We start from the raw sequence: 26,482 nt of genomic DNA on the forward strand, positions 1-26,482 counted from the left end.
GATGCCGGGAATTATTTTATGTGGTCACGGGGGCTTTGCCTCCGGACTGGAAAAAGCCATGTTACAGATTATCGGGGAACAGGAGGATTTCGCGGCAGTTGATTTTCCGGCGGAATCCACCACAGCCCGCCTGACACAGGAACTGGAAGCCGCACTGGCGCTGATGTCACACTGCGACAGTGTGATTTTCCTGACCGATATTCTCGGCGGTACCCCGTTCCGCGTGGCGGCCACCCTGTCACAGGGCCGGGAAGACCGCGAAGTGATCACCGGCACCAATCTGCAGCTGCTGCTGGAGATGGCACTGGAGCGGGATTCTCTCTCTCCGGCTGAGTTCCGCCGTGAAGCACTGGCCTGCGGACACCGCGGATTAACCAGCCTGACAGACGAGTTACAGCGCGAACGCTGCTGTGAAACGGAGGATGAAGGCATATGATTCAGCAAATCCGCGCCCGCCGTGTGCTGACAGAATACGGCTGGCGGGAAAATCAGGCGGTGGCGGTGTCAGACGGTGTCATTACGTCTGTCACGCCGCTGGCAGCAAAAGAAACACAGTTTGATGCGGAGCAGCTCTGCCCCGCCTACATCGATACCCATGTCCACGGCGGACAGGGTATGGATGTGATGGATGATAACCCGCAGGCGCTGAAAACCATTGCCGCTTTCAAGGCACAACAGGGGGTCGCTGCGTGGCTCGCCACCACGGTGACCGCCCCGCTGCCGGATCTGCGCAGTACTCTCGGGCGGATCGCCCGTTACTGTCAGCAGCAGACCATCACAGAGCCGGTGGCGGAAGTGCTCGGCAGTTATCTGGAAGGGCCGTATTTCACCCCGCAGAACAAAGGTGCGCACCCGCCGGAGCTGTTCCGTGAATTACAGATCAGCGAGCTGGACACCCTGATTGCCGATGCACAGGGCACACTGAAAGTAGTTGCGCTGGCACCGGAAAAACCAGAGGCGCTGATTGCCATCCGCCACCTGAAACAACGCGGGCTGAATGTGATGCTCGGCCACAGTGCCGCCACGTATGAGCAGACTCTGGCGGCACTTGATGCCGGGGCTGACGGGCTGGTTCACTGTTTCAACGGCATGACCGGCCTGCATCATCGCGAGCCGGGCATGGCGGGAGCAGGATTATCCGACCCGCGCGCCTGGCTGGAGCTTATCGCTGACGGGCACCATGTCCACCCGGCAGTGATGCGGATTGTCTGTCAGTGTGCCGCACACCGCACGGTACTGATCACCGATGCCATGCGGGCTGCCGGGCAGCCGGACGGCATTTATGATATCTGCGGCCATGATGTCACGATGAAAGCAGGCATTGTCCGGACCGCCTCCGGCGGCCTTGCGGGTAGTACCCTGGCACTGGATGACGCGGTCAGCCGGATGATTAGTGATACCGGCACACTGCCGGAAACCGCCATCCGCATGGCCTCTCTGCAACCGGCACAACTGCTGGGGATCACCGCGACACACGGCAGTATCTCTGCAGGAAAACGGGCACATTTCAATGACCTGAACAGTGACTGGCGGGTAACACAAACCTGGATCCACGGGCGGCCGGTACGCTGATTTTCTTTCATTCTGAGGTGCGGCTCTCTCCGCACCTTTCTTTTCCTTATGTTTACCTGTCAGGTATTTTTATATAACTAACTAATAAATAATAGCTTAATCATTTCACTTGTGGTGCAAATCACACTTTTCGTTTTCTTTTCATTACTGCATTGATCCTTCGTTTTCCTTCCTGTAAATTGAAATGAAACCTCAAAACGAAACCAACCGAAAGGCAATGACGGATCGGGTGATCTTTTGATTCATTTCACTTTCGGCTGAACGTCATGTAAAGGATGAAGCTATGCACGACCCTCTTTCTGCCGCCACACCCCGCTATTCCACCTGGACGGAAACGGAGATCCGCCAGCAACCTGATTGCTGGATGAGTGCATTACACTCAATCGACTCACAACGCGCACAGCTGGATGCCTTTCTGGCACCGCTGCTGGCACAGGACAACCTGCGCATCATTCTGACCGGAGCCGGAACCTCCGCCTTTATCGGCGAGATGATTTCGCCCGTACTGCGCCGCCTGACCGGCAAAAGCGTCACGGCAATCCCGACAACCGACATCGTCACCAATCCGGCGGATTATCTGCCTGAGCAGCAACCGGTACTGCTGGTTTCCTTTGCCCGTTCCGGTAACAGCCCGGAAAGTGTTGCCACGTTTGACCTTGTTAATCAGTGTGTTGCCCGCTGTTCGCATCTGGTGATCACCTGTAATAAAGAGGGACATCTGTATCAGCGTGTACAGGGCAGTGATAACGGTTTTGCCCTGCTGATGCCGCCGCAGACCAATGACAAGGCCTTTGCCATGACCAGCAGCATCACATCAATGATGTGCAGTTGCCTCGCCGCCCTCGCCCCGCAGACGTTCAGCACGGAACGCTTTGCCGTTGTGGCACAGCGGGCACGGGATATTCTCGCCGCGCATGGCAGCAGCGGACAGATTCTGCCGGGCAATGATTCTTTTAAACGCGTGGTTTACCTCGGCAGCGGCAGCTTCCAGGGACTGGCCCGCGAATCCGCCCTCAAACTGCTGGAACTGACCGCCGGGAAAATCGCCGCCTTTTATGACACGCCGACCGGCTTCCGCCACGGCCCGAAATCGCTGGTCGATGGTGACACCCTGGTGGTTGTGTACATCTCAAACCAGCCTTACACCCGTCAGTATGATTTGGATCTGCTGGCCGAACTGCGCCGCGACCGGATCGCCAAACAGGTTGTCGCAATAGCCGATCGGCCGGATGACGCCATCAGCGCCGGAACACACTGCTATCTGCCTGCCGGTGGCGCTCTCAGCGATACAGAACTGCTGTTCTGTTTCCTGCCGTATGCACAGTTATTTGCTCTCAGTCAGTCTGTCAGAACCGGCATCACACCGGATACCCCGTCTGCCAGCGGAACCGTTAACCGCGTTGTTCAGGGCGTGATTATTCACCCCTTCAATAACCAGAACACAGGAGCGTAATCATGGGGATCATCTCAACCAAATATCTGCTCACACACGCACAGGCCAACGGCTATGCGGTTCCGGCGTTTAATATTCATAACGCCGAAACTATCCAGGCCATTCTGGAAGCCTGTGCGGAACTGCGCGCACCGGTGATTCTGGCGGGCACGCCGGGCACCTTTAAGCACATCAGTTTCCCGGAAATCTATGCACTGTGTGATGCCTATTCCCGCTCGTTTTCCATGCCGGTTGCGCTGCATCTGGATCATCACGAAACCCTTGACGATATCCGCACCAAAGTCGGCCAGGGTGTGCGCAGTGCCATGATCGACGGCAGCCATTTCCCGTTTGAGGAGAATGTCGCGCTGGTCAAATCCGTGGTGGATTTCTGCCACAGTCAGGATTGCAGCGTGGAAGCGGAACTCGGCCGTCTCGGCGGCGTCGAGGATGATATGGATGTGGATGCGGAAAGTGCCTTTCTGACCTCTCCGGATGAAGCGCGCCGCTTTGCACAACTGACCGGCATCGACAGCCTGGCGGTGGCCATCGGTACCGCTCACGGCCTGTATACCAGCCGTCCGAAAATCGATTTCGCCCGGCTGGAAAAAATCCGCAGTATTACGGATATCCCGCTGGTGCTGCACGGCGCGAGTGATGTGCCGGATGCGGATGTCCGCCGTACCATTGAGCTGGGGGTGTGCAAAGTCAATGTCGCCACCGAGCTGAAAATCGCGTTTGCCGGGGCAGTCCGCGCCTGGTTTGCGGAAAATCCGGAAGGTAACGATCCGCGCTATTACATGCGGGTCGGTATGGATGCCATGAAAGCGGTTGTCCGCGATAAAATCAGGGTCTGTGGTGCGGAAGGTCAGCTTCTGTAACCCGTCAGGCGGCACTGTGTTCCCCCGCAGTGCCGCCTTTTTCATTGGAGTACTCTACGATGTCGCAGGAAAAGTCGTTTAAATCCAAACTCTGGGAATTTTTTCAAAGTCTCGGGAAAACCTTTATGTTTCCCGTCTCATTACTGGCATTCATGGGGTTATTACTCGGGATAGGCAGTTCGGTCACCAGTCCTTCCGCTATCAGCAGTTTTCCGTTTCTCGGCAATGAATTTGTCCAGCTGACCTTTGGTTTTATGGCGATGGTCGGCGGCTTTGCTTTTACCTATCTGCCGGTGATGTTTGCCATGGCCATTCCGTTCGGGCTGGCAAACCGTAACAAAGCGGTCGGTGCCTTTGCCGGGTTTGTCGGCTATATGCTGATGAACATGAGCATCAATTATTACCTGACCGTCACCCACCAGCTTGCCGACCCGGCGATGATGAAGCAGGTCGGGCAATCCGTGGTGCTCGGTATTCAGACTCTCGAAATGGGCGTGCTGGGCGGTATTGTGGTCGGCGTTATCACCTATTTTCTGCATCAGCGTTTCCAGGATACGGTTCTGCATGATGCTTTCGCGTTTTTCGGCGGCATCCGTTTTGTGCCGATTATCACCGCGCTGACGCTGTCACTGGTCGGCCTTGCGATCCCGTTCCTGTGGAAATATGTCGCCATGGGCATTGCCGGGATCGGCCATATTATCCAGAGCACAGATGTTTTCGGCCCGTTCCTGTACGGCGTTGGTGTGTTGCTGCTCAAGCCGTTCGGGCTGCATCATATTCTGCTGGCGATGGTGCGCTTTACCCCGGCCGGCGGCACGGAATTTGTTGACGGTTATGAAATCGCCGGGGCACTGAATATTTTCTACGCCGAACTGAAAGCCGGTCTGCCGTTCAGCCCGCATGTCACCGCTTTCCTGTCCCAGGGCTTTATGCCGACCTTTATCTTTGGTCTGCCGGCTGTCGCCTACGCTATCTACCGCACAGCAAAACCGGAGAACCGTCCGGTGATCAAAGGATTATTGCTGTCCGGGGTACTGGTTTCCGTCGTGACCGGGATTTCCGAGCCGATTGAGTTCCTGTTCCTGTTTATCGCGCCGGTGCTCTATATCTTCCACATTATTATGTCCGGTCTTGCCCTGCTGGTGATGGCACTGCTCGGCGTGACTATCGGTAACACCGACGGCGGGATTCTCGATCTGCTGATCTTCGGCATCATGCAGGGAACGGCCACCAAATGGTATCTGGTGTTCCCGGTCGGGATTATCTGGTTCGCTATCTACTTCTTTGTCTTCCGCTGGTACATTCTGAAGCATGATGTCAAAACACCGGGCCGTGAAGATGCCGCTGACGGTGCTGAACAGGCAGTGAAAGCCAATACAAAAGCACGCGGCAAAGCCAAATACGATCACAACCTGATCCTCACCGCACTCGGCGGTAAAGAGAATATTGATTCGCTGGATAACTGTATCACCCGTCTGCGTCTGGTGGTGAAAGATATGGACAAGGTAGATCAGAAAACCCTGAAGGAAGCCGGTGCCCTCTCTGTGGTGGTACTGGATGCCCACAGTGTGCAGGTGATTATCGGCCCGCAGGTGCAGAGTGTGAAATCCGGCATTGAAGCTTTAATTTAACAGGAACTGAGCATGTACGATTTTGATGAAATAATTGAGCGCAAAAGTGACCGCTGCCGGAAATGGGATCATCAGTATGTCTGTTCCCGCTTCGGGGATGTCCCGCAGGATTTCATTCCGCTGTGGATAGCGGATATGGATTTCAAGTCCCCGCCCGCGGTGATTGAGCGGTTCACTCAGGTGGCGCAGCACGGTACCTTCGGCTACACCTGGTGCTTTGATGAATTTTACGATGCAGTGGTCCGCTTCCAGGCAGAGCGCCATCAGGTCACGGTTCAGCGGGAGTGGGTGACACTCAGTTACGGCACGGTTTCCACCCTGCACTATCTGGTACAGGCATTCTGTCAGCCCGGCGACTGTGTGATGATGAATACACCGGTGTATGATCCGTTTGCTCATGCGGTGACCCGGCAGAATGTTACCGTGCTGACCAATCCGCTGGTGGCGCGGGATAACCGCTATCACCTTGATTTTGACCATATTGAGGCGCAGATGCGCGAACACCGGCCGAAAGTCTGGCTGTTCTGCTCGCCGCACAATCCGTCCGGCCGTATCTGGACAGCGGCAGAGATAAAACAGGTCTCGGATTTGTGTCTGCAATACGATGTGCTGCTGGTGATTGATGAAGTGCATGCGGAGCATGTGCTGTACGGCAGTTTCACCGGCTGTCTGCGCCCGGGATGTGCAGCGCCGGAGAATCTGATCCTCCTGACCTCACCGAACAAAGCCTTTAACCTCGGCGGGCTGAAAACCTCTTACAGCATCATCCCCGACCCGGCACTGCGGGCACAATTCCGCCGTCAGCTGGAGAAAAACTCCATTACCTCACCTAATCTGTTCGGGGTATGGGGTATTATTGAGGCTTACAACAACAGCACGGACTGGCTGGATGAGCTGAACCGCTACCTGAGAGGCAATGCGGATTATCTGGCACAGGCCGTTGCAGAGCATTTCCCGGACTGGCAGATGATGCAGCCGGAATCCTCTTACCTCGCCTGGGTTAATATCAGCGCCACCGGACGCACAGCGACGGAACTGACACTGGATTATGCCCGGCAGACCGGCGTGGTGGTTGAGGACGGCAGTCATTATGTGGCGGATGGCGAACAGTATCTGCGGATTAACTTCGGTACGCCGCGCGCACTGCTGGCAGAAGCGGTAAACCGTCTGAAAAACGCCCGGTAACAGAAAAAAATTGGCGACCTTGCTGTATTCCGTCAACAGGGTCGCCATAATTACCGATGTTTTACCTTGTACTGACAACACTTAACTGCTCTGATTTGTCATGCGCACTGCAGTGAAAGTCCGTTTTCATCAGAGCATCGGGGCATGACACCTGTCAGCTCTTACTTCCGTGTAACGGTAAATTCCTTTTACCGTCCCCTTCCCGGGGTAAATCCTTTTATTACCTGTGATGATAAAACACAGGCTCCCTGATAATACATCCGTGTGGTAAGTCCGTTTACACCGGGCAACCTTGTCCGGTAACATCCGTTTATGTCCCTGTGGGATATATCCGTTATCCCGCTAAATCATTAAAAAATAATTCCTTTATTTTTTAAGATAATAACGACTCAGTCAGGTTATATTCGCATCCTTGCGGGTATATTAACTTATAACACTCCGGTTATAAGAAACATCTGTAATAACTGCATTTTTTAATATTTTCAGTGGTATATCTGAAGATTAATTTACAGTTCACGCCCGGCGTGAATGATAAAACAACATCACTACACTTAATTAAAACTGAGAATAATGACGTGAACACAATTTTAATTTACATTTAAAAAACACAAAGGCCAATAAGAAAATGCTCATTTTAAAAAAAGGAACGTATTTACCCGGAAGAAAACAAACATAACTCAGTCCCTTATTAAGATTAAAGATTATCATCATAAAATATATCGTCAATAAGAAATGGATTAGCTTTATGCGTAAATAGCTTAACTTTTCATCTTCACTCCTTTTATTAGTATTTCTTCTTCTTTTGTTTATGACATAAAAAAGCGATGAGTTATATAAATACACAATAAAACACCACATTATTGATGCAAACAGATAAAAAATCCGGACGAGCATGTCATATGATTATTTTGATAAAATTTAAGGCCAGATCATTTTATATGACACTGATGTATTTTTAGGATAATACTCATCTCATGCATAACCCGTGACCCCATCAAAATACACATAATATATTGATTATAAATACTATATTAATAAATTAGCTGAGCCGTGATTATTTGCACTGAACAATAACATGCTGATGATATAACAAAAAAACAACATGAAAATGTTAATTTATATAATGAATATCAGTAAAATAACGTAATCCACTTTTACCTTTGCCAATTTATTTAAGATAATTGTACATTCTTAATTAGCATTTATTATTTAATAAACCATTTTCTAATATAATTCCATTAACAAAAAATGGAAATACCTTATTTAAATAAAATTTAATTACCGCGATAGTCACTCCGCAGAGCACCGGCATCCCCTTCCGGCGTAAGCTTCCGGAGGCATACCATTATCACTGCCGTTTCATTATCAAAATGAGATGATATCATTCTCATACTGTACAAACCCTGTTCACTCTGCTTTTCTCCCGCCCGGCTGACCGGTACGGAAAGCCCTTCGCAAATCCCCGGTGACACGTTTCACAAATCGCAGATGATTTAAGAGATCTCTCACATTTTTATTTCTTTGCCGCGCCGCTGGTTCAGTTATTGCTTTATTCCCTGTACCAAACGATCCGCTGAGGCCGACGTATGACCTCTCATTCCATTTATTATAAAGGAGAGAAGGATGTCAGATCTCAATCATCCAACCTCTGATCTAATCTATCAGCTGGACGACAAGCCCCCGTTTTTCCAGGCCCTTCTTGGTGCGGTAACCCATTTATTGGCCCTGTTTGTTCCGATGGTGATGCCTGCCCTGATTGTGGGCAAAGCCCTGGATTTATCCGCCGATACCACAGCTTATCTGGTTTCTATGGTCATGATTGCCTCCGGCATCGGCACCTGGATACAGGTTAACCGCTATGGGCCGATGGGCTCCGGCCTGTTATCCATTCAGTCCGTCAACTTCTCATTCGTGACTGCCATGATTGCCATCGGCACCGCTATGCGCAGTGACGGGATCCATGAAGAACTGATTTTGTCCTCTCTGCTCGGTGTCTCTTTCGCCGGTGCTTTCCTGGTTGTCGGTTCCTCTTTTGTGCTGCCTTATCTGCGCCGGATAATCACCCCGACTGTCAGCGGCGTGGTGGTGCTGATGATCGGCCTGAGCCTTATCAAGGTCGGAATTATCGACTTCGGCGGCGGTTTCTCCGCCAAATCAGCCGGCACATACGGCAACTATGAAAATATCGGTGTGGGATTACTGGTCCTGCTGGTGGTGATCGGCTTTAACTGCTGCAAAAGCCCTCTGCTGCGGATGGGCGGGATCGCCATTGCCCTGGTGGCAGGCTACATTGCTTCGCTGTTCCTCGGACTGGTGGATTTCAGCACCTATCAGAACACAGCGTTTATTACGGTCCCGGTGCCGTTTAAATTCGGCTTCTCATTTAATTTTACCCACTTCCTGGTGGTCGCCATTATTTATATTCTCAGCGTGCTGGAAGCAGTCGGCAACCTGACAGCGACAGCCATGGTGTCCAATCAGCCGATTAAAGGTGAGGTGTACCAGAACCGGCTGAAAGGCGGTGTGATGGCGGATGGTGTGGTGTCCGTTATCGCGTCAGCTCTCGGCTCGCTGCCGCTGACCACCTTTGCCCAGAACAACGGTGTGATCCAGATGACCGGTGTGGCCTCCAGTTATATCGGGCGCTTTATTGCTGTGATTCTGGTGTTCCTGGGCCTGTTCCCGAGTATCGGCTGGTTCTTTACCACCATTCCGGCACCGGTACTGGGCGGGGCAATGACACTGATGTTCTCCATGATTGCCATTGCCGGGCTGCGCATTATTATCTCCAACGGTCTGCGCCGCCGCGAAACCCTGATTGTGGCAACATCCCTGGGTCTCGGGCTGGGTGTTTCTTATGATCCGCAGATCTTCAGTATCCTGCCGCCGTCTTTATATATCCTTGCCGAGAACCCGATTTGTGTCGGCGGTCTGACGGCGATTATCCTGAATCTGCTGATTCCGGTCGGACAACCACGCGGCGCGGCCAATGAGGAAGAGCCGGATATGCTGGCAGACGAGCTGGAAGCCATGCTGGATATCCCGGATGCAGAGCGTGACCTGCCGGATATGGCCATGAATGCGGAGAACAAACGCGTTATCTGACCTCTCTGATTTCTGCCCGTAAAAAAACCGCGATAATCATTATCGCGGTTTTGTTTTTACTGCTCACTATTATGCGTTACTGACCATCGCCTGTGGTGACTGTGCCTGTTCATCGAACATACTCAGCATCTCGCGGGCGGCCTGACGACCGGCAGCCATAGCGGTGACCACCAGATCCGCGCCGTGCACCGCATCACCGGAAGCAAAGATTTTCGGGTTGGTGGTCTGGTTACTCATGCGGCCATTACCGCCGGTTTTAATCTGTCCCCATTTATCCAGCTGGACATTATAACCGCTGAGCCACGGCATCGGATGCGACTGGAAGCCGAATGCCATAATCAGCACATCCGCATCAAGGATAAATTCAGACCCTTCCACCGGTTTCGGACGGCGGCGGCCATCCGGCCCCGGTTCACCGAGTTGTGTGCGGATAAGCCCGATACCGCTGACAGCCCCCTGCTCTGTGCGGTCAATAAACTGCGGCTGCACGTTATAGAGGAATTCCACACCCTCTTCGCGGGCGTTGATCACCTCTTTCTTCGAGCCCGGCATACTGGCCTCATCACGGCGGTAGGCGCAGATAACACTCTCAGCCCCACGGCGGACAGCGGTACGGACACAGTCCATCGCGGTATCGCCGCCGCCGAGCACCACCACTTTTTTCCCTTCCACATCAATCCACGGGTATTCATCCGCCACCGGCAGCCCCATCACTTCGCGGGTACTGGCGATCAGGAACGGCAGTGCCTGCACCACGCCCGGGGAATCCTCGTGCTCCAGCCCGGCTTTCATCATGCCGTAGGTGCCGACACCCAGCAGTACCGCGTCATACTCACTCATCAGGCGGCTGAACGGGATATCTTTGCCGACTTCACAGTTCAGATGGAAGGAGATCCCCATATCCGTAAAAATCTGCCGCCGCTGTGCCATCAGCTGTTTGTCCAGCTTGAACGGCGGGATCCCGAAGGTCAGCAGCCCGCCGATTTCAGGATGGCGCTCAAACACTTCAGCTTTCACCCCGGCACGGGTCAGCACATCCGCACAGCCCAGTCCGGCAGGGCCGGCACCGATAATCGCGACACGTTCCGGGCGGGGAACCACATCCTCCGCCACAGACGGACGCCAGCCCATCTCAAAGGCCGTGTCCGTGATATAGCGTTCGATGTTCCCGACAGTGACCGCGCCGCCGTGGTTACGCAGCGTACAACGGCTTTCGCACAATCTGTCCTGCGGGCAGACACGGCCGCAGATTTCCGGCAGCGAGCTGGTAGAGTTACTCAGCTCCGCCGCCTCAATAATTTTTCCTTCGCGCACCAGACGGACGAAATCCGGAATAGAGTTATGCAGCGGGCATGACAGGTTACACATCGCCTTTTGTGAGCAGTACAGGCAGCGCTCACTTTCATAACCGGCACACTGTTCATTCAGCCCGATATAAATTTCGCCGAAATGATTTTTACGCAGAGCCGCACTCTGTTTCTTTGTTCCTTCACGCGGCGGACGTTTGAGGATCTCAAAACGGATTTCCGACTGACGCGCCTGGTTGTATGCGCCGGTGGCTGCCCGCATCAGGCGGTCATTGCGCAGGATCACCAGTTTATGTTCATCCAGGATGCTGAGTGCATTGGTCGGGCAGTTAGCCACGCACGCGGGTGACCCGCCGGTGGTATCACATAAGTCGCATTTCTGCGCCAGTTCGTGCGAGTGATCGAACGTCATCACCATTTCCATCGCCCCGAACGGGCAGACCAGCACACAGCTTTTACAGCCGATACATTTTTCCTGATCCAGTTTGACTATATTGTCCGCCACATACAGGGCATCCACCGGGCAGGCAGCGGCACAGGGGGCATCTTCGCACTGGCGGCAGGTGACAGCGAGGCTGTCACTCTCTTTGAACATGACACGGATACGGGGGGCGTAATCACGGCTGTCATGTGGCCAGTGGTGATCATTATGCGCGACAACGCAGGCAATTTCGCAGGCGTGACACCCGATGCATTTCTGGCTGTCCGCAACTATACATTTGTTCATGTTCACCTATCGCTTTCCGGGTTTTCGGTATTGGTAACCATGCAATAACCGGGCTCATTCGGCCCTTCTTTGTCGGTTTTATGGTCATTTTGCGGGGCGGGTCAAATTCTGCGGATGCAGGAAGGCAATAACACACGCGCAACAGGGCTACCGGATTTTTTTTACTTTAACGGGGAGCGGGATTTGTTTTTTTGACCTGACGCGGTCTTAAGCGGAATAAAAAAAATTGAATCGTATCAGCTGGTAACAGCCGCTTCCTGTATAAGGAAGCGGCTGTATATACCGGACATTCATCTGAACCGGTCAGACACCCGGTGCCACAGCCAGGCCGATAAACAATCCGGCAATAGTGGCGCTCATCAGGTTGGATAAGGTCGCTGCCAGCAGCGCGCGGACGCCCACACGGGCGATATCCGATGCCCGCTCCGGTGCAACCGCACTAAACGCCCCGACCACCACCGCAATCGAACCGAAGTTGGCAAAACCGCATAAGGCAAAAGAGATCACCGCAATCGTTTTGGCATCCAGCGTGCCGTCGTGTAAATGCGGGGAGAAATCCACATAGGCCACAAACTCGTTGATCGCCAGTTTTTCGCCGATCAAGCTGCCCGCCAGCGCAATGTGCTCACTGCTCACCCCCATCAGATACGCCAGTGGTGAGAAAATATAGCCGAACAGGCTTTGCAGGCTGACCCCCTCAAAACCCATAACGCCGCCGAGGCCACCAATCAGTCCGTTAATCAGGGCAATCAGTGCCACAAACGCCAGCACCACCGTTGCCACGCCGACAGCAATTTTCAGCCCGAGCATCGCACCGCCTGCCGCCGCCTCAATAATGCTGGCCGGGCGTTTTTCACTGAAGGAGATTTCGGTGAATTCCACGGTGGATTCCTGTGTCGCCGGGCTTAACATCCGCGCAAACAGAATCCCGCCCGGAATCGCCATCAGAGATGCCGCCAGCAGATATTCAATCGGTACACCCAGTCCGGCGTAACCCACCAGCATTGACCCGGCGATAGAAGCCATGCCGCTGCAAATCACGGTGAATAATTCATTGTTATTCATCCGGCTGACAAAGGGTTTCAGTACCGCCGGTAACTCATTCTGACCGAGGAAAATAGTGGTTACTGCCGCAAAAGATTCTATCTTGCTGATTTTCATGGTCTTCTGGAAGACATACGCCAGAACGTTGATCACCCAGCGCATAATGCCGAGGTAATACAAAATCGCGATCAGAGAAGTAATAAAGATAATGGCCGGTAAGACGCGGAATGCAAAGATAAACCCGGCGCCGTCAAATAACACATCCATTTTCGGGCCGACCAGGCTGCCGAAAATAAAGGAACTGCCCGCGTCACTGTAGGCAATAACGTTGTTCACGCCCGACGCGATGGTCTGAATAAACCATTTCCCCGCCGGGATATACAGCATGATGGCACCGAGTGCCACCTGTAACAGCAGTGCCGCGCCGACAGTGCGCAGACTGATTTTCCGCTTATTCACCGAAAAGAGAAATGCTATCAGTAATAAGACGCCGATCCCCGCCAAACTCCGTAATAAATCCATAATCCGGCCCCGTGGTTATTATACTCATCAGTTGTATGCTGCAATGCCCGGTAAAGGCTGATTGTGAGATCAGCACCTTACCGGGTCAGGTATTTCATTCATTGTTATGACCGGTTACCGGTCAGCCGCTTACAGTTGCTGATAAGCGGAGGCGATACGGGCAGCCAGTTTCGCGTTATTGAACACCAGTTCAATGTTGGAGTTCACACTGTTACCGCCGGTCAGCTCTGCCACACGGGCCAGCAGGAACGGTGTGCTTGCTTTGCCGTTAATGCCCTGCTCATCCGCTTCGCGCACCGCCTGTGCGATCGCGCTGTTGATGGTTTCTTCCGGCATGGCGAACTCATGCGGAATCGGGTTGGCAATGACCATGCCGCCGTTCAGACCGGTCGCCCACTTGGCGTGCAGTGCTTTTGCCACGTTTTCCGGGGTTTCCATGCGGATGGTGACCGGGAATTCACTTTCACGGCAGAAGAATGCCGGTAATTTATCCGTCTGATAGCCGACGACCGGTACGCCATAGGTTTCCAGATATTCTGTGGTCAGCCCCAGATCCAGGATAGATTTGGCTCCCGCGCAGACAACCGCGACATTGGTTTGTGCCAGTTCCTGTAAATCTGCTGAGATATCAAAGGTGTGTTCCGCGCCGCGATGCACACCGCCGATCCCGCCGGTGGCAAAAACAGCAATCCCGGCCATTTCCGCGATAATCATGGTGGAGGCAACGGTCGTCGCACCGTGAATGCCCTGAGCGATCACAAACGGCAGGTCGCGGCGGCTCACTTTCATCACCTTGTGGCCTTCTTTGCCGAGCATCTCAATCTCATCATGAGACAGACCCGCTTTCATGCGGCCGTTAATGACAGCAATCGTTGCCGGGATCGCGCCGTTGTCGCGGATACGCTGTTCAACTTCCAGTGCCATTTTCACGTTGTCCGGATACGGCATGCCGTGAGAAATAATGGTGGATTCCAGTGCCACAACCGGCTTTTTCTCCGCGAGCGCCTGTGCAACCTCAGGGGAAATATCCAGATATTCTGCGTTCAGTTGTTGAGTTTTCATGCTTGTGATTCCATTAGTTTGTGAACACTGTCTTTTGACAGACCGGGATTATTTGTCAGCTCGCTGGCGAGCGTCAGGGCGGAGCAGCCCTGGGAAAAACGGATACTCTGTGACAGCGGCTCGCCTTCGAGCCAGCAGCGGGCAAGGCCTGCCATCATGGCATCACCGGCACCGGTCACATTGACAATGTGGACACTGAACGGCTTCGACCAGCCGTTTTCGCCGCCTGCCTCGCTGTAATAAACGCCTTCGCCGCCCATACTCAGAGCAATGCGCTGCACCCCCTGCTCATGCAGAGCATTGGCGGCACGCACCACATCCTGTTTATTTTCTACTTTGATACCGGTGAGAATTTCCGCCTCAAAGCGGTTCGGTTTCAGGGTGTGGATATGGCTGAGCCACGGCTTGATTTTGTTTGCTTTGAACGCGGAAACGGTATCGACAAAGACCGGTACATTGCCTGCATTGGTAAACAGCCACTCCAGCGCGCCTTCTGACAGATTACAGTCCGCCACCAGCACACCGGCATGCCGGATCAGGTCGCGGGAGGTCGCCAGCAGCGCCGGGGTCAGTTTTTCCAGGATACGCATGTCATTGATCGCGGTGATCATTTCACCCTGCGGATCCAGCAGTGACAGATAGGTGGAGGTGGTTTCCCCGTGCAGACGGTGCAGATTACTGACATTCACACCAGCCAGTTTTGCCTGCTCATACAGAGTATTACCGTAGAAATCATCACCGATAACGGAGATAAAATGAGACTCACAGCCCAGCAGGGCAATATTCTGGGCGATATTGCGCCCGACCCCGCCGGGTGAACATTTAATGTGACCGGGATTAGAATCTTCATACACCAGATTCAGGTCAGAATAACCACAAACATCCATATTGGCTGAACCGACAGTCACCACATAGCGGTGCTCGGAGAGAATGTATCCCTTACCCTTGATATAGCCTTTATTCATCAGATTCATGATATGTCCGGCCACCGCAGAGCGGCTGATACCTAATACGCCGGCCAGTTCCTGCTGCGGAATGAGCGGGTCACGCCGGAGGATCTGAAGGATTTGTTTTTCTCGACTGGTCATAAGCGGACACTTGTTGGTTATTAAACATGTGCTTGTTTTATTTTTTGTCCGCTACAAAGTAAAGCGCTGAAATAAAGATTTCGCCGGAATTTAAGGGATGATCGTAAAATGAGATAAGTGGATTTTCAGCAGAAAAACAGGAGAGAGATCATATTTTTTATATCTTCAAAAATAAAATAAAAAACACAAAATAATAACCTTCAAAAAAACAGGATTTAATTAAAAATAATTTTCATATCTATCAATCTGTTATGTGCTGGTTGTTATATAAGCAAACATCTGTTTGTTTTCATGATCTTAGAATGATAATACTGAAATGTGCATTTTATCGTTACATAGATAATGTGACTGATATCAAATAAACAAGCACGGAATGAAAACAGAAAAGACCCGATATTTATTACGGTAAATCTGTTTAAACTGACTTGCTGAATCGCTTATTCTTATTTTATTTTGAACTGACACGATTAATCAAGTTTTATATTCATTTGTTAATGAAATAACAAAACAGCCCGGAAACAGAGATTATTTCCGGGCTGCCGGTTTTATATTGCTGTGCAGCTTTACTGTCAGTGGTGCAGCATTTCGTGAACGATATCTTTTCCGCTCATCGTATAAGGATAATAGGTCGGCCAGTTATCCAGCTGAGTCAGGAGTGCCTCCTGGGACTCATTGCCCATATACAGGTGGAAATGACCTGCTTTTTCCGGCGCAATGATATGGTCGCTGAACTGGATATATTTCGGTGCATGACTGTTTTTATCTTTGCACTCAAACAGATAACGTGCCCCTTTCTTGCCGGAGGTGTAATTCAGGATCCGGTAACCGGCATACTGATACTCACACTGATCCACCTTATCCCCGCGATGGAATTCGATGATATTATTTTCAATACCAATCATATCCACATCGGTTTTATATCCCTTTGTATAATAAGCACGATACTCTTCTGCAGTTTTATCGCCATTCTTCGCGGCCTTCGCCTGCATCACCGGATCCAGCTCGCCGCTGGCCAGATAAGGCTCAACCGACTGCCAGACCCCGTCCCAGTCACTCAGCTGCCGGTCTTTGACATCCTTATCCGCAAAAATCCCTTCTGCGGCCTTGCGCTGTGCTTCTGTCTGCGGTTTATCGTGATGGTGTCCGTGTGCCGCTGCCGCACCGCTGAATAATCCCGCCAATAACAGTAACGGGAGAACTGATTTAGCTGTCATAATCACCCCTGTACGGCTTTAAAACGCGGATTGGACTTACAAATCACATAAATACGGCCGCGACGGCGGACAATTTTACAGTCCGGATGACGCTGTTTCGCACTTTTCAGTGAACTTAATACCTGCATCGGTTTTTCCTCTTCTTTTAATGGACAAAACGCCCGAAGCGCTTGGTAAAACGGGCCACATTCCCTTCCTGAGAGTGTGTTTTCTGTTTGCCGGTATAGAACGGGTGAGAGTGGGACGAGACATCCAGAGTGACATAAGGATAAGTCTGCCCTTCAAACTCAATGGTTCTTTCCGTTCTGATAGTGGATCCGACTTTGAAATACACGTCTGCTGCGGTGTCGTGGAAGATGACTGTCCGGTAATCCGGATGAATATCGGGTTTCATGGTCGCCTCATTTTGTTATGTTATAATATAACAATAATGATTTTTATTGCGGTTGACCACTGTTTTTTAACCCTGATTTTTATACGGGAAAGGAGTTCGTTCGCGAAAAGAAAGGAAATATAAATCAGATCAAAAGGATATAAAAACGGGCAGCCACCGGTGAATCCGGTGGCTGCCCGGGATAAACACAACGGTCAGAAATCAGCCTTCTGCCAGAAAGTCCTTATCCTCCAGTACCCGCAGCGGCTCAATATCACTCTCTTTTTTGATAACCAGAGACGGATCCGAACGCAGACAGACACCACCGTAGTGGCCGCCGACGGTAAAGGTGCACATCTGGATATAGCGGCCTGCCACTTTCGGTAAACACCAGAGCTGCTGATAGACGTTTTCCTGCTCACCGAAACGGCCGCAGGTTTCATCCAGCACTTCATCGCGGTGATCCACCAGCCCGATATTGCTGCCGCAGCGTCCGGCGATCGGTTTAACCGCATAACCGGTCCGGCGCAGTTCGTCGCTGAGTTCAAATTCCGTATCCAGCAGATAAGGATGATGCGGGAACAGCGACCACAGGATCGGCAGAATCGCTTTGTTGCCCGGGATCACCGTCCACAGTGGCTCAAATACCCGGATTTCCGGGCGCAGCAGCACATCAATCAGCCGCACATCATTTTCATGGCGCGGATGACCGGTACGGATAGGCAGCGCGGAGTATGTCCGGTCACTTTCACTTTCCTGACGCAGCTGTTCCAGCGCCGTTTCCCACGCCCAGGTTTTCCAGACACATTTGAGCACACGCCCTTCGCCGTCGATAACCTGTCCGCTTTCGTTCCAGCTCAGTTCATCCAGCCCGTGAATGATCCGGTATCCGTACCCTGCCGCCGTAATGGCCTGAGCCATATTGAGGGCGTGGTAATCCTCTTCGCTGTCTTTATCCTGCATAATGTGGATAAACGGCTTGGCCGAGGTGTGTTTCCAGATATCCGCCAGCATTTCTGACAGGCGTTCCCCCGGATCCCAGCCTTCTGTCAGCCCGCCCTGTTTCGCCCATTTTTCAATAATCCGCCCGGTTTCCGCATGGCAGGAAGCAGAATCAGCATTGTATTCATACACTTTCAGCCCGCGCTCATCCATGCAGAAATCCAGTCTGCCGGTCACCATATCATGGCGCCGGTTCTGCCAGGAAAGCCGCAGTCTCGGCCAGAGGATTTCAGGGATATTGAATAATTTCAGCAAATTGTCATCTTTCAGCACTTTTTCGGTGGCGTGCAGATACATCAGATGGACTTCGTTGGTCGCCTGCATCAGGGCATTTTCGGCGGTTTCCGAAATGGTGAAATACTCATGCGGATCCGCATTCAGATTGTGGCCGTGATTAGCTTTAACGTAGGCTTTTTCCATCGGATCCGACTCATCCAGCCATTTTCCGGTGAAGTCGGCTTTCTCATCCAGACGGGCGGCATGAAGTGTCATCAGCGCAGGATCCACCGCCGGTTCTGTCCACGCATATTCATCATCAATTGTCTGGATCATCCAGCCGAGGATCTGTGTGTCCGGAAATGTATCCGACAATGTGTAATAACCGTCTTTGACATGCATCGGCAGCTCACGGGTCCATTGCTGACCGCGCGGCAGTTTATGGTGGATGACGTTCTGCTCCACAATCCGGACTTTATCCGCACACACCTGGGTTATCACCGCCACATGTCCGGTGCGCTTAAACTCGCCCCCTTCCTGCCAGATAAGCAATGCCCCCGCTACCGGTGCCTGCTGGCAGCCGTTTTTAAACGCCCGCAGCGGCAGAATGCTGTCATCCACCACATGACGCAGAAAACGCAGGGAAAAAATCTCATACGCCATACCGACATCGGTAAACACCACACCGTAATTGAGATACAGGAAGCGGCGGGCAAATTCCACACACTGCCATTTGTATCCCATATATTCATTTCCGATATAACTGCGGAAGGAAATATCATCCTCTTTCTCTGCTTCCGTGATGGTATCGTAGTCAGAGGAATAGATAGCCACACCGCCGGGCGCATAGCCCAGTAATGTGCCGAAAGGTTCATGCTCCGTGATGATTCCACTCATAGTACGGCCTTACTGATATGATTTAGATTACAATAGTTGCCTTTGCTAATAATTCAGTATACGCCTGTCCATAAAAAAACACCGATGCTTTTCTGCATCGGTGTCAATCATCACTTCGGGTTATGCTTAGTGATTCATATCACGTTGCCGGACTTTCCTTTTTCGGATGATAACCGTTAAAAAACAGGTTCAGGATCACCGCGCTGACCGTCGCCAGCAGGATCCCGCTGTGCAGCAGCGGCTGTAAGAACATCGGCAGTTTGGCAAAGAAATTACCGGAGAGTGTCGGTGTCAGCCCGACCCCCAGGCTTATCGCCACAATATAGAGATTGTAATTATTGCCGCTGTAATCAACACGGGACAAAATGCGGATCCCCGTCGCCAGCACCATGCCGAACATCACCAGCCCCGCGCCGCCGAGCACAAACTGCGGAATAGAGGCAATCACCACCGCCATTTTCGGCAGCAGACCAAAGATGATCAGGATAAATCCGGAGACCACACATACCCAGCGGCTGTGGACTTTTGTCACCCCCACCAGCCCGACGTTCTGGGAAAATGAGGTATGCGGGAAACTGTTGAACAGACCGCCGATAATCGTCCCGATCCCGTCCACCCGCAGCCCGCGCACAATGTCATCTTTTCCGACCGGGCGGCCGACGATTTCCCCGAGCGCCAGGAACATCCCCATCGATTCAATAAAGACAATCAGCAGCACCACACTGAGGGTGATAATAGAGATCGGCTCAAACGTTGGTGTTCCCAGCGCCATCGGAGTAACCAGTTTAAACCAGGGCGCATCCGCATAACCGTCAAAACTGACCTCATTGCACATCAGCGATAGTACAAAACCAAAGATAATCCCCAGTAATACCGAGATATTACAGAGAAACCCCTTACAGAATTTGGTGATAAACAGGATAGACAGCAGAACGGCAAATGAGATACCAAGGTAGAGCGGATGACCATATTCCGGGTTGCCTTTACCGCCGGCTGCCCAGTCAATCCCCACCTGCATGATACTCAGTCCGATAGAGGTGATCACAATACCGGTGACCATATTGGGGAAAAGCGGCATCAGTTTTCCCATCAGCGGGACAATCAGTGTTGTCAGTACCCCCGCCGCAATAGTGGCACCGAAAATCCCCATCAGGCCGATATCCGGGTTGGCACCGATCGCCAGCATCGGCGTCACTGCCGCGAATGTCACAGACATAATCACCGGCAGACGGATACCGGCAAATTTCCCGATACCGATACACTGCAACAGTGTCACGATACCACAGCAAAACAGATCCGAACTGATAAGCAGCGTCACCACTTCCTTGCTCAGCCCCAGCCGGTCACCGATAACCAGCGGTACCGCCACTGCTCCGGCATACATCACCAGCACATGCTGTAATCCCAGCATCATCAGTTTTCCCGCAGGTAATATTTCTTCAACTTCGTCAATAACGGGCTTAACCGGTTCCTGTGCTTGATCCACACTATGATTGCTCATGAAACAGACTCCCTTACAACCGGGACTCCCCGGCTTCGATTCGAAGATCTCGGAAAATGACCCCTGGCGTCAGGGTGTCTCACTATGATGACGAACCCGCCCCGGGTATCTGTTCATCATTTAAACGATTGAGCAAAATTCAGACCAGTGCGATTTTCTGTCAGAATAAATGCTGCGTTTCGTGACCAAATTCCGGTTTTTTGACGCATTTTGCCGTTGAAAACGAGATACCCGCCGCATTTTTATTACCCCTGTGAAATGTAATTTTTCAGGACTCATGGCGTGACAATCGATTGCCTTCTCAATTTAATAATCCCGGTTATCACATTGATAGCGTGTATCACCGTGTTTTTGCGGGTCGTAAAAATAAAACGGGCCGCGGGTCATTATGACCGGCAGCCCGTTTCAGACGGTTAAGTAAATCAGAACAGTGAGGTCTGAGTTTCCGTTAATGATGCCAGCTCCGGATGCACCATCTCATGCGCGGTAAATTCCGCAGACGGTTGCAGATAATCCGGTGTGCTGACCGCTGCATTATAATTTTCCGCCGGGGTATCCTGCTCCGGTAACTGACTCAGCAGTTTATCCAGATTCACGGAACCTTCATGACCGGAGAGCAGCCCGGTGGCAGCCAGTGCCGCCGCATCTTCAGACCCCGGCAGCGCATGGTCAGGATGCCCGCTTAATACCGGTGTCATCGCTGACAGGTTTTCAGGATCAAATTCAGCAGAATCCGCAACATCATCAATAGCAGCAATCGCGGTAATATCAGCCGGAACATCCGTATTCTCCTGATCATCCGGAGCGGTGTTACCGTTATCATTATCATTCGTACCGGTATTGTTGTTGCCCTGATCATCCGCGCCGGTGTGACTGTTACCGCCGGTCTCTGTCCCGGTGTTTTCTGTTCCGGTATTACCGTTACCTTTATCGTCTGTACCCGTGTTGCCGTTACCGCTGTTTTCAGTTCCGGCGTTACTGTTACCTTTATCATCCGTACCGGCATTGCCGTTGCCGGTATCATCAGCAGCGGTATTTCCGTTATCTTTCTCACCGGCATTGGTATTGCCGTTATCTTTATTATCAGCGGATGAATCATTGTTTTTATGATCATCATCTGAATTATTATTTTTGGCGATCACCGCAGCAGTCCCTCCGGCCACGGCCAGCCCCAGAAAAGTCAGCAACTCCCAGCCCGGGCCGGATGATTCCCAGGTAATCGGTGCCAGCAGTTTTTCACCTGGCTGCTGAACCGCAGCCTGTTTATCCGCCATACTGCCGATATTGTCATGCTCCACCGCAGATTGCGGTGTATAGTCATGCACCTGTTTATCTGCGGATTCACCAATAATCTGACCGGGAACCAGATAATAATCCTCAATCACCACAGACGGATCTTCTTCCCCCATCAGGAATAATTTCAGGTTATTACCGTCGCGGATCATGATCACTTTCTGAGGTGCAGCACCGGTTTGTTTATCGACCAGCACATAATCCACTCCCGGAACGGCTTTCAGCACATTAACCCCATCCTTGACTGAGGTTGAGGCTTTTTTTGTCACGCGCGTTGCTTTATCAACAACACCGATAACGATAGGCATATTACATAACTCCTGTATATAAAATGAAGCAGGTGCTCACCGAATCTATTTCAGAACAATAAATTCTGCTTAATCCCTGATTCAGAAATTACCCTGCATCATCATCCGCAAATAAAAAATGAACACAGAATGATATAAATACCGGATACCTGACGACGGTTCACTGGAATAATAACGTTAATATTACAGGTAATATAACGTGAATTGAATAATGTTTTACCCTTTGAACATTCCGATTATTCTTAAATATAAAAACAAACATTATCATCAATGAAAATAATATTTTCACCGTCAATAAAAAATAACATTCACAAGCATAGAGAGTGATACTTTATACCATTAACAGATATTTCCGGAACATAATACCACTGATAAAAAACAGTTTGTACTTTGAAAAAAATAATACCATCCGGACTTATCTTATAATCCGGCTACCTTCCGGAAGAGATTTTTATTCTCTCTGATATAGTGATAGCATTCTGAATAATAAATTTCTGAACATAAATCCCATTACCCTCTGAATATCCGGGCGATAACATTATGGAAAATAAAGCATTACCTGAATTTGATATCTGTATAACCCGTGGTGATCACCGCTTTTTGCTGACTTCCGGTCCTGATTACATCAGTGGTGTATTACGCGGCGGAGAGCTCTGGAATGCCACCTCAATCAATATCAGTCAGCGGCTGCTGGAATTTGTGGCAGCACCGGTTATTTATGATATTGGTGCTAACCTTGGCTCCTGGACAATCCCGGTGGGAAATTATTTTCAGCACCGTAATGGTATTGTTTATTCTTTTGAGCCGCAGCGTCAGGTCTATAATCAACTCTGCGGCAATATTTATCTGAATAAACTGAAAAACTGTTATACCTTTAACAGCGCCATCGGCGATTATGATGGTGAAACTGATGTTCCGGTGCCGGATCCGTATACCGATAATAATCTGGGGGCCGTCTCCCTGGATAAAGCCATCTTTCTGGAGCAACGCTGCGGCTCAGAATTTCCCTCAGAAAAAGGGACAATCAATATGCTGGACACACTGAATATGCCGCATGCCAGCCTGCTGAAAATAGATGTTCAGGGTATGGAACTGGAAGTTCTGAAAGGCGGCAGAAAATGGATACAGGCATCCGGTTACCCTTATATTATTTTCACCACATGGGGCGACTATATGAAATCCACCATAGAGAAAAATAAACAACTTTTTTCTTTATTACAGGATGAAATGGGATATGAGTTGCTTCAGATAGATAATTTCTTTGTTGCTCAGCATAAAAGCAATGAAGGCGGAAAACTGGTGATGACGCCAAACGGTTATATTGTAAAACGTGAGACATCACAGTTTGGTATGGATTTTTTAAGCTTCTGATATGCATTAAAGAATAAAAAGGAAGCATCAGCTTCCTTTTTATTTCAGCGGTAACTCAGACTGACCTGCTGGGTTTCCATATCATAAGAACCTTTGATACGCAGATCCAGCGGATAAGGATCCCAGTAAATCAGTGTTCTTATTTCAAAAACAATAATGCCATATTGCGCATACTGATCTTTTCCCGCCAGCGGCGTAATAACCAGAGAATCCGGAATAATCCGGCTTTCAAAACGCAGAATAGCCCGGCGTAATTTTTCCTCGACCTGTTCCCAGCCCAGTTGCCTGGCATACGCGCCGGTTAACGGCGCGATACCATAATTAATCACGGAGTCAACAACCGGTGATTTACTGTAACGGTGCAATTCGCCTTCCGTATTTTCAGTACTGAAAATCGTCAGGAGATCACGCAATATCACCTCACGCATTTTACGTGAATCGAAGTAAAATTTATCAACGGGCTCACGCCGCTCTTTCGGATGATCATCAATCAGCCGGTCAAGCAATGCAGGCATATATTGCTTTTTATTATCCTGCATGTTCAGTTTCAGCACCGGCCATTGTCATGGTAACTTTATTCAGTTCAGATAACGGATACTCTCCCTGGTCAGTAATGACCATTTTTCCGCCTTTCCCTGTCAGGAAATACTCTGATACCTGTTCCCACTGCGTTTCAAAACCCAGCTTAATTTTATCGCTGTCGGTATCACGGACTGGATAACGGGCCGGAATATAACCATAGAAAATATCATTTTTTACTTTAACCTGAGCGTGGATCCAGATCAGATCCAGTAAATCGCGCGGCTTAACAATATTAATGGTTTCAATATCCGCAAACGGCACCCAGCGGTAACCACCGGCGACAATAAATTCACAGATAGGCCCCAGCCGGCTGTCATTATCAGCCATCCAGGTGAAATCACCGATTTTCTCACCACTGCCGCCGGCGGCCGGTGCATTTTCAAATGCCTGTAAACGCAGTGCTTCTGATTTATCCGGCTTATTTTCAAGCAGTAATTTATTGGCTTCCCAGACCGATTTCATCCACTCCGGTAATTCCTGCTGTAATGTCATCGGTTCGCGTTTCCCTTTCAGGATTTCTTCGCGCAGAATTTCACTGAATACCAGGTTTTTATACAGTTCAAGCTGCCGGTCATCATCATGGCCATCAATTAATGACCAGGTTTCCAGCTGAACCATCGCTTTTTCCCAGTAACCTTTCAGGCAACACAATTTAAATAAAGTCTCACGAATAACTAAGTCATTCGGTTTTTGTTTTACCTTATTAAGAGTCTCATCAAAAAATTCATCCAGCGATGAGTTGGCAAGAATATCGGAGAGTTTTTGTGTTGTGGCCATTTCAAAATCCTTAATTGATTATAAACGGCTGTCTAAGCCTAATTTATAGAGTTCCTTCGAAACAAGTGAGGAAACAGAGTCCTTCGCATACGGAATAATTCCGTCCGGTGCCAGCATTCTCAGAATGTCATAGTTCTCATGCTCATCCTGTGTTAAATCAACTTCTTCCATCGTGGACAACTCACGCCAGACACGATCCATAAATGCCGACGTTTCAAAAATACACTCTGTCAGGTTCAGATCTTTTATCTGCTCACAGAGTGAATCAAAACTGCCGTCGTCGTCTGCGGCAGATAATTTTGCCTCTTCAGCAACCGCGTAATTTTCCACCTGAGGGGAATCAATTTCGCCCCATAACAGAAATTTTTTATATTCAACTTCCAGTTTTTTTAATTCATCACCGTTTTTCCGGCTCTCTTCTGCTGCATATTCCATCGAAATAAAACCCGCACCCTGCGGTAATATTTCATTAATTTCAAGGTTCGTGAAATCCACTTTTGCCGGTGCCAGCTCCGTTAACGCTTCAATAACAGAGGCTGACTGATTATTCTCAGCTGCGACAAATGACAGTGAAAAATGACCAATCTGAATAGCAGAACCGTATATCAGCCGGACTTTCGAACCAAACGCAACCTGTTGTTTATTAACAACACAGACCAATTCCCGGCAGCTGTTCTGTAAAACAGGACCGGTATTGGTGTAATAAAACAGAACATCAGTATCCCGCGCTGCACCGGAATGAGATATCACATCCGCAGTAAACGCATTAACAGCAACCGGATTATCAATGCTATTTTGTTCTGTCAGTTTGACCGACCCTTTACGGGTCGGCCAGTTAAAGTGCAGTAACATGGTCAGTGGCCGATAAACACATTACATGATCCGGTTGATACCACTGTACCGCATCCGCCACAATCACCGGCACGCGCAGCCGGGATATTATTGACAAAAACAGTGCAGGATGCGCTGCATATACAACTTTTAACATGGATAGAGCAACATACCGGTGCCCCCAAAAAAGTCTGCGGGATACAGTTAGTAAAAACGTTGCACGATCCCACTTCCACACATCCGCAATGGCAGGCTAAATCACCCATTCTTGCCGCTGGTAACATGTTGTCTCCTTATATCTGCAGGCCGGTACAGTCCCCGGAGGGGCTGTGGTATTTACATCGGTGGTACTGTAAAGTCGTCTGTCCATGTCGGCGTCACTGTCGGCGTCACTGTCGGCGTCACTGTTGGTGTCACTGTTGGTGTCACTGTCGGTGTCACTGTCGGTGTCACTGTCGGTGTCACTGTCGGTGTCACTGTCGGTGTCACTGTTGGTGTCACTGTTGGTGTCACTGTCGGTGTCACTGTCGGTGTCACTGTCGGTGTCACTGTCGGTGTCAC

General features: G+C 50.5%; 22 protein-coding genes. 8 read left to right on the top strand and 14 right to left on the bottom strand.

The window, feature by feature from the left end:
• Position 1 precedes the first annotated feature (1 nt).
• The 7 genes from agaF to AB7038_RS11015 all read left to right on the top strand — a co-directional run bounded on the left by agaF (position 2) and on the right by AB7038_RS11015 (position 9,806).
• Positions 2-436, top strand: a complete 435-nt coding sequence (agaF, locus tag AB7038_RS10985; protein WP_004240974.1) for a PTS galactosamine/N-acetylgalactosamine transporter subunit IIA — start codon at positions 2-4, stop codon at positions 434-436.
• Positions 433-1,572: an N-acetylglucosamine-6-phosphate deacetylase gene (gene nagA, locus AB7038_RS10990; RefSeq protein WP_369453308.1), complete on the top strand. Its 1,140-nt coding sequence runs from the start codon at positions 433-435 to the stop codon at positions 1,570-1,572. The genes agaF and nagA overlap by 4 nt, the downstream gene beginning before the upstream one ends.
• Positions 1,573-1,855: 283 nt before the next feature.
• Positions 1,856-3,025: an SIS domain-containing protein gene (locus tag AB7038_RS10995; RefSeq protein WP_369453309.1), complete on the top strand. Its 1,170-nt coding sequence runs from the start codon at positions 1,856-1,858 to the stop codon at positions 3,023-3,025.
• Between the two features lie 2 nt (positions 3,026-3,027).
• Positions 3,028-3,885, top strand: coding sequence for a tagatose-bisphosphate aldolase subunit KbaY (gene kbaY, locus AB7038_RS11000; protein ID WP_072869786.1), 858 nt, complete (start codon positions 3,028-3,030; stop codon positions 3,883-3,885).
• Between the two features lie 59 nt (positions 3,886-3,944).
• The gene (gene malX, locus AB7038_RS11005) at positions 3,945-5,516 is read left to right on the top strand and encodes a maltose/glucose-specific PTS transporter subunit IIBC (protein WP_369453310.1); all 1,572 of its coding nucleotides are present in this window, start codon (positions 3,945-3,947) and stop codon (positions 5,514-5,516) included.
• A 12-nt stretch (positions 5,517-5,528) separates the two neighbouring features.
• Positions 5,529-6,701 (top strand): MalY/PatB family protein, encoded by a 1,173-nt coding sequence (locus AB7038_RS11010; RefSeq protein WP_368889123.1) that lies wholly within the window; start codon positions 5,529-5,531, stop codon positions 6,699-6,701.
• A 1,623-nt stretch (positions 6,702-8,324) separates the two neighbouring features.
• Positions 8,325-9,806, top strand: a complete 1,482-nt coding sequence (locus AB7038_RS11015; RefSeq protein WP_368889124.1) for a nucleobase:cation symporter-2 family protein — start codon at positions 8,325-8,327, stop codon at positions 9,804-9,806.
• Between the two features lie 69 nt (positions 9,807-9,875).
• On the opposite strand, the gene AB7038_RS11020 is transcribed toward AB7038_RS11015, so the two are convergent.
• The 10 genes from AB7038_RS11020 to AB7038_RS11065 form a co-directional block, all read right to left on the bottom strand.
• Positions 9,876-11,840, bottom strand: a complete 1,965-nt coding sequence (locus tag AB7038_RS11020; protein WP_369453311.1) for an FAD-dependent oxidoreductase — start codon at positions 11,838-11,840, stop codon at positions 9,876-9,878.
• A gap of 303 nt (positions 11,841-12,143) precedes the next feature.
• Positions 12,144-13,406 (bottom strand): NupC/NupG family nucleoside CNT transporter, encoded by a 1,263-nt coding sequence (locus AB7038_RS11025; protein WP_072869777.1) that lies wholly within the window; start codon positions 13,404-13,406, stop codon positions 12,144-12,146.
• Positions 13,407-13,535: 129 nt separating this feature from the next.
• Entirely contained in the window at positions 13,536-14,468 is a 933-nt protein-coding gene (locus AB7038_RS11030; protein ID WP_025152683.1) for a pseudouridine-5'-phosphate glycosidase, read from the bottom strand.
• Positions 14,465-15,556, bottom strand: coding sequence for a PfkB family carbohydrate kinase (locus tag AB7038_RS11035; protein WP_004237698.1), 1,092 nt, complete (start codon positions 15,554-15,556; stop codon positions 14,465-14,467). The genes AB7038_RS11030 and AB7038_RS11035 overlap by 4 nt, the downstream gene beginning before the upstream one ends.
• A 569-nt stretch (positions 15,557-16,125) precedes the next feature.
• Entirely contained in the window at positions 16,126-16,770 is a 645-nt protein-coding gene (gene zinT, locus AB7038_RS11040) for a metal-binding protein ZinT (protein WP_004237697.1), read from the bottom strand.
• A 2-nt stretch (positions 16,771-16,772) separates the two neighbouring features.
• On the bottom strand, positions 16,773-16,898 hold the full coding sequence (gene ykgO / locus AB7038_RS11045; protein WP_004237696.1) for a type B 50S ribosomal protein L36: 126 nt from the start codon (positions 16,896-16,898) through the stop codon (positions 16,773-16,775).
• 17 nt (positions 16,899-16,915) lie between these two features.
• Positions 16,916-17,164 carry a type B 50S ribosomal protein L31 gene (locus tag AB7038_RS11050; RefSeq protein ID WP_024474782.1) on the bottom strand — a complete coding sequence of 83 codons (249 nt, stop codon included), beginning with the start codon at positions 17,162-17,164 and terminating at the stop codon, positions 16,916-16,918.
• 201 nt (positions 17,165-17,365) lie between these two features.
• Positions 17,366-19,258 carry a bifunctional glutathionylspermidine amidase/synthase gene (gss, locus tag AB7038_RS11055; protein ID WP_368889127.1) on the bottom strand — a complete coding sequence of 631 codons (1,893 nt, stop codon included), beginning with the start codon at positions 19,256-19,258 and terminating at the stop codon, positions 17,366-17,368.
• A 139-nt stretch (positions 19,259-19,397) separates the two neighbouring features.
• Positions 19,398-20,759: a nucleobase:cation symporter-2 family protein gene (locus tag AB7038_RS11060; protein WP_072869769.1), complete on the bottom strand. Its 1,362-nt coding sequence runs from the start codon at positions 20,757-20,759 to the stop codon at positions 19,398-19,400.
• Positions 20,760-21,181: 422 nt separating this feature from the next.
• Complete coding sequence (locus AB7038_RS11065) at positions 21,182-22,360, bottom strand: pentapeptide repeat-containing protein (RefSeq protein ID WP_369453312.1); 1,179 nt, start codon at positions 22,358-22,360, stop codon at positions 21,182-21,184.
• A gap of 540 nt (positions 22,361-22,900) precedes the next feature.
• On the opposite strand from AB7038_RS11065, the gene AB7038_RS11070 reads away from it, so the two are divergent.
• Positions 22,901-23,731, top strand: a complete 831-nt coding sequence (locus AB7038_RS11070; protein ID WP_072869763.1) for an FkbM family methyltransferase — start codon at positions 22,901-22,903, stop codon at positions 23,729-23,731.
• Between the two features lie 44 nt (positions 23,732-23,775).
• Here AB7038_RS11070 and AB7038_RS11075 read toward each other — a convergent pair whose 3' ends face one another.
• From AB7038_RS11075 to AB7038_RS11090, 4 genes are all read right to left on the bottom strand, one after another.
• Positions 23,776-24,270: a type VI secretion system baseplate subunit TssE gene (locus tag AB7038_RS11075; RefSeq protein ID WP_072869760.1), complete on the bottom strand. Its 495-nt coding sequence runs from the start codon at positions 24,268-24,270 to the stop codon at positions 23,776-23,778.
• Entirely contained in the window at positions 24,260-25,090 is an 831-nt protein-coding gene (locus tag AB7038_RS11080; RefSeq protein WP_368889131.1) for a type VI secretion system accessory protein TagJ, read from the bottom strand. The genes AB7038_RS11075 and AB7038_RS11080 overlap by 11 nt, the downstream gene beginning before the upstream one ends.
• 18 nt (positions 25,091-25,108) lie before the next feature.
• Positions 25,109-25,942, bottom strand: coding sequence for a TagK domain-containing protein (locus AB7038_RS11085; RefSeq protein WP_368889132.1), 834 nt, complete (start codon positions 25,940-25,942; stop codon positions 25,109-25,111).
• Between the two features lie 315 nt (positions 25,943-26,257).
• Positions 26,258-26,482, bottom strand: a 225-nt coding sequence (locus AB7038_RS11090; protein ID WP_369453313.1) for a hypothetical protein, incomplete at its 5' end; no start/stop codon positions are given.

Origin of the sequence: Morganella morganii (assembly GCF_041099235.1) — a bacterium.
Taxonomy (GTDB): domain Bacteria; phylum Pseudomonadota; class Gammaproteobacteria; order Enterobacterales; family Enterobacteriaceae; genus Morganella; species Morganella morganii_E.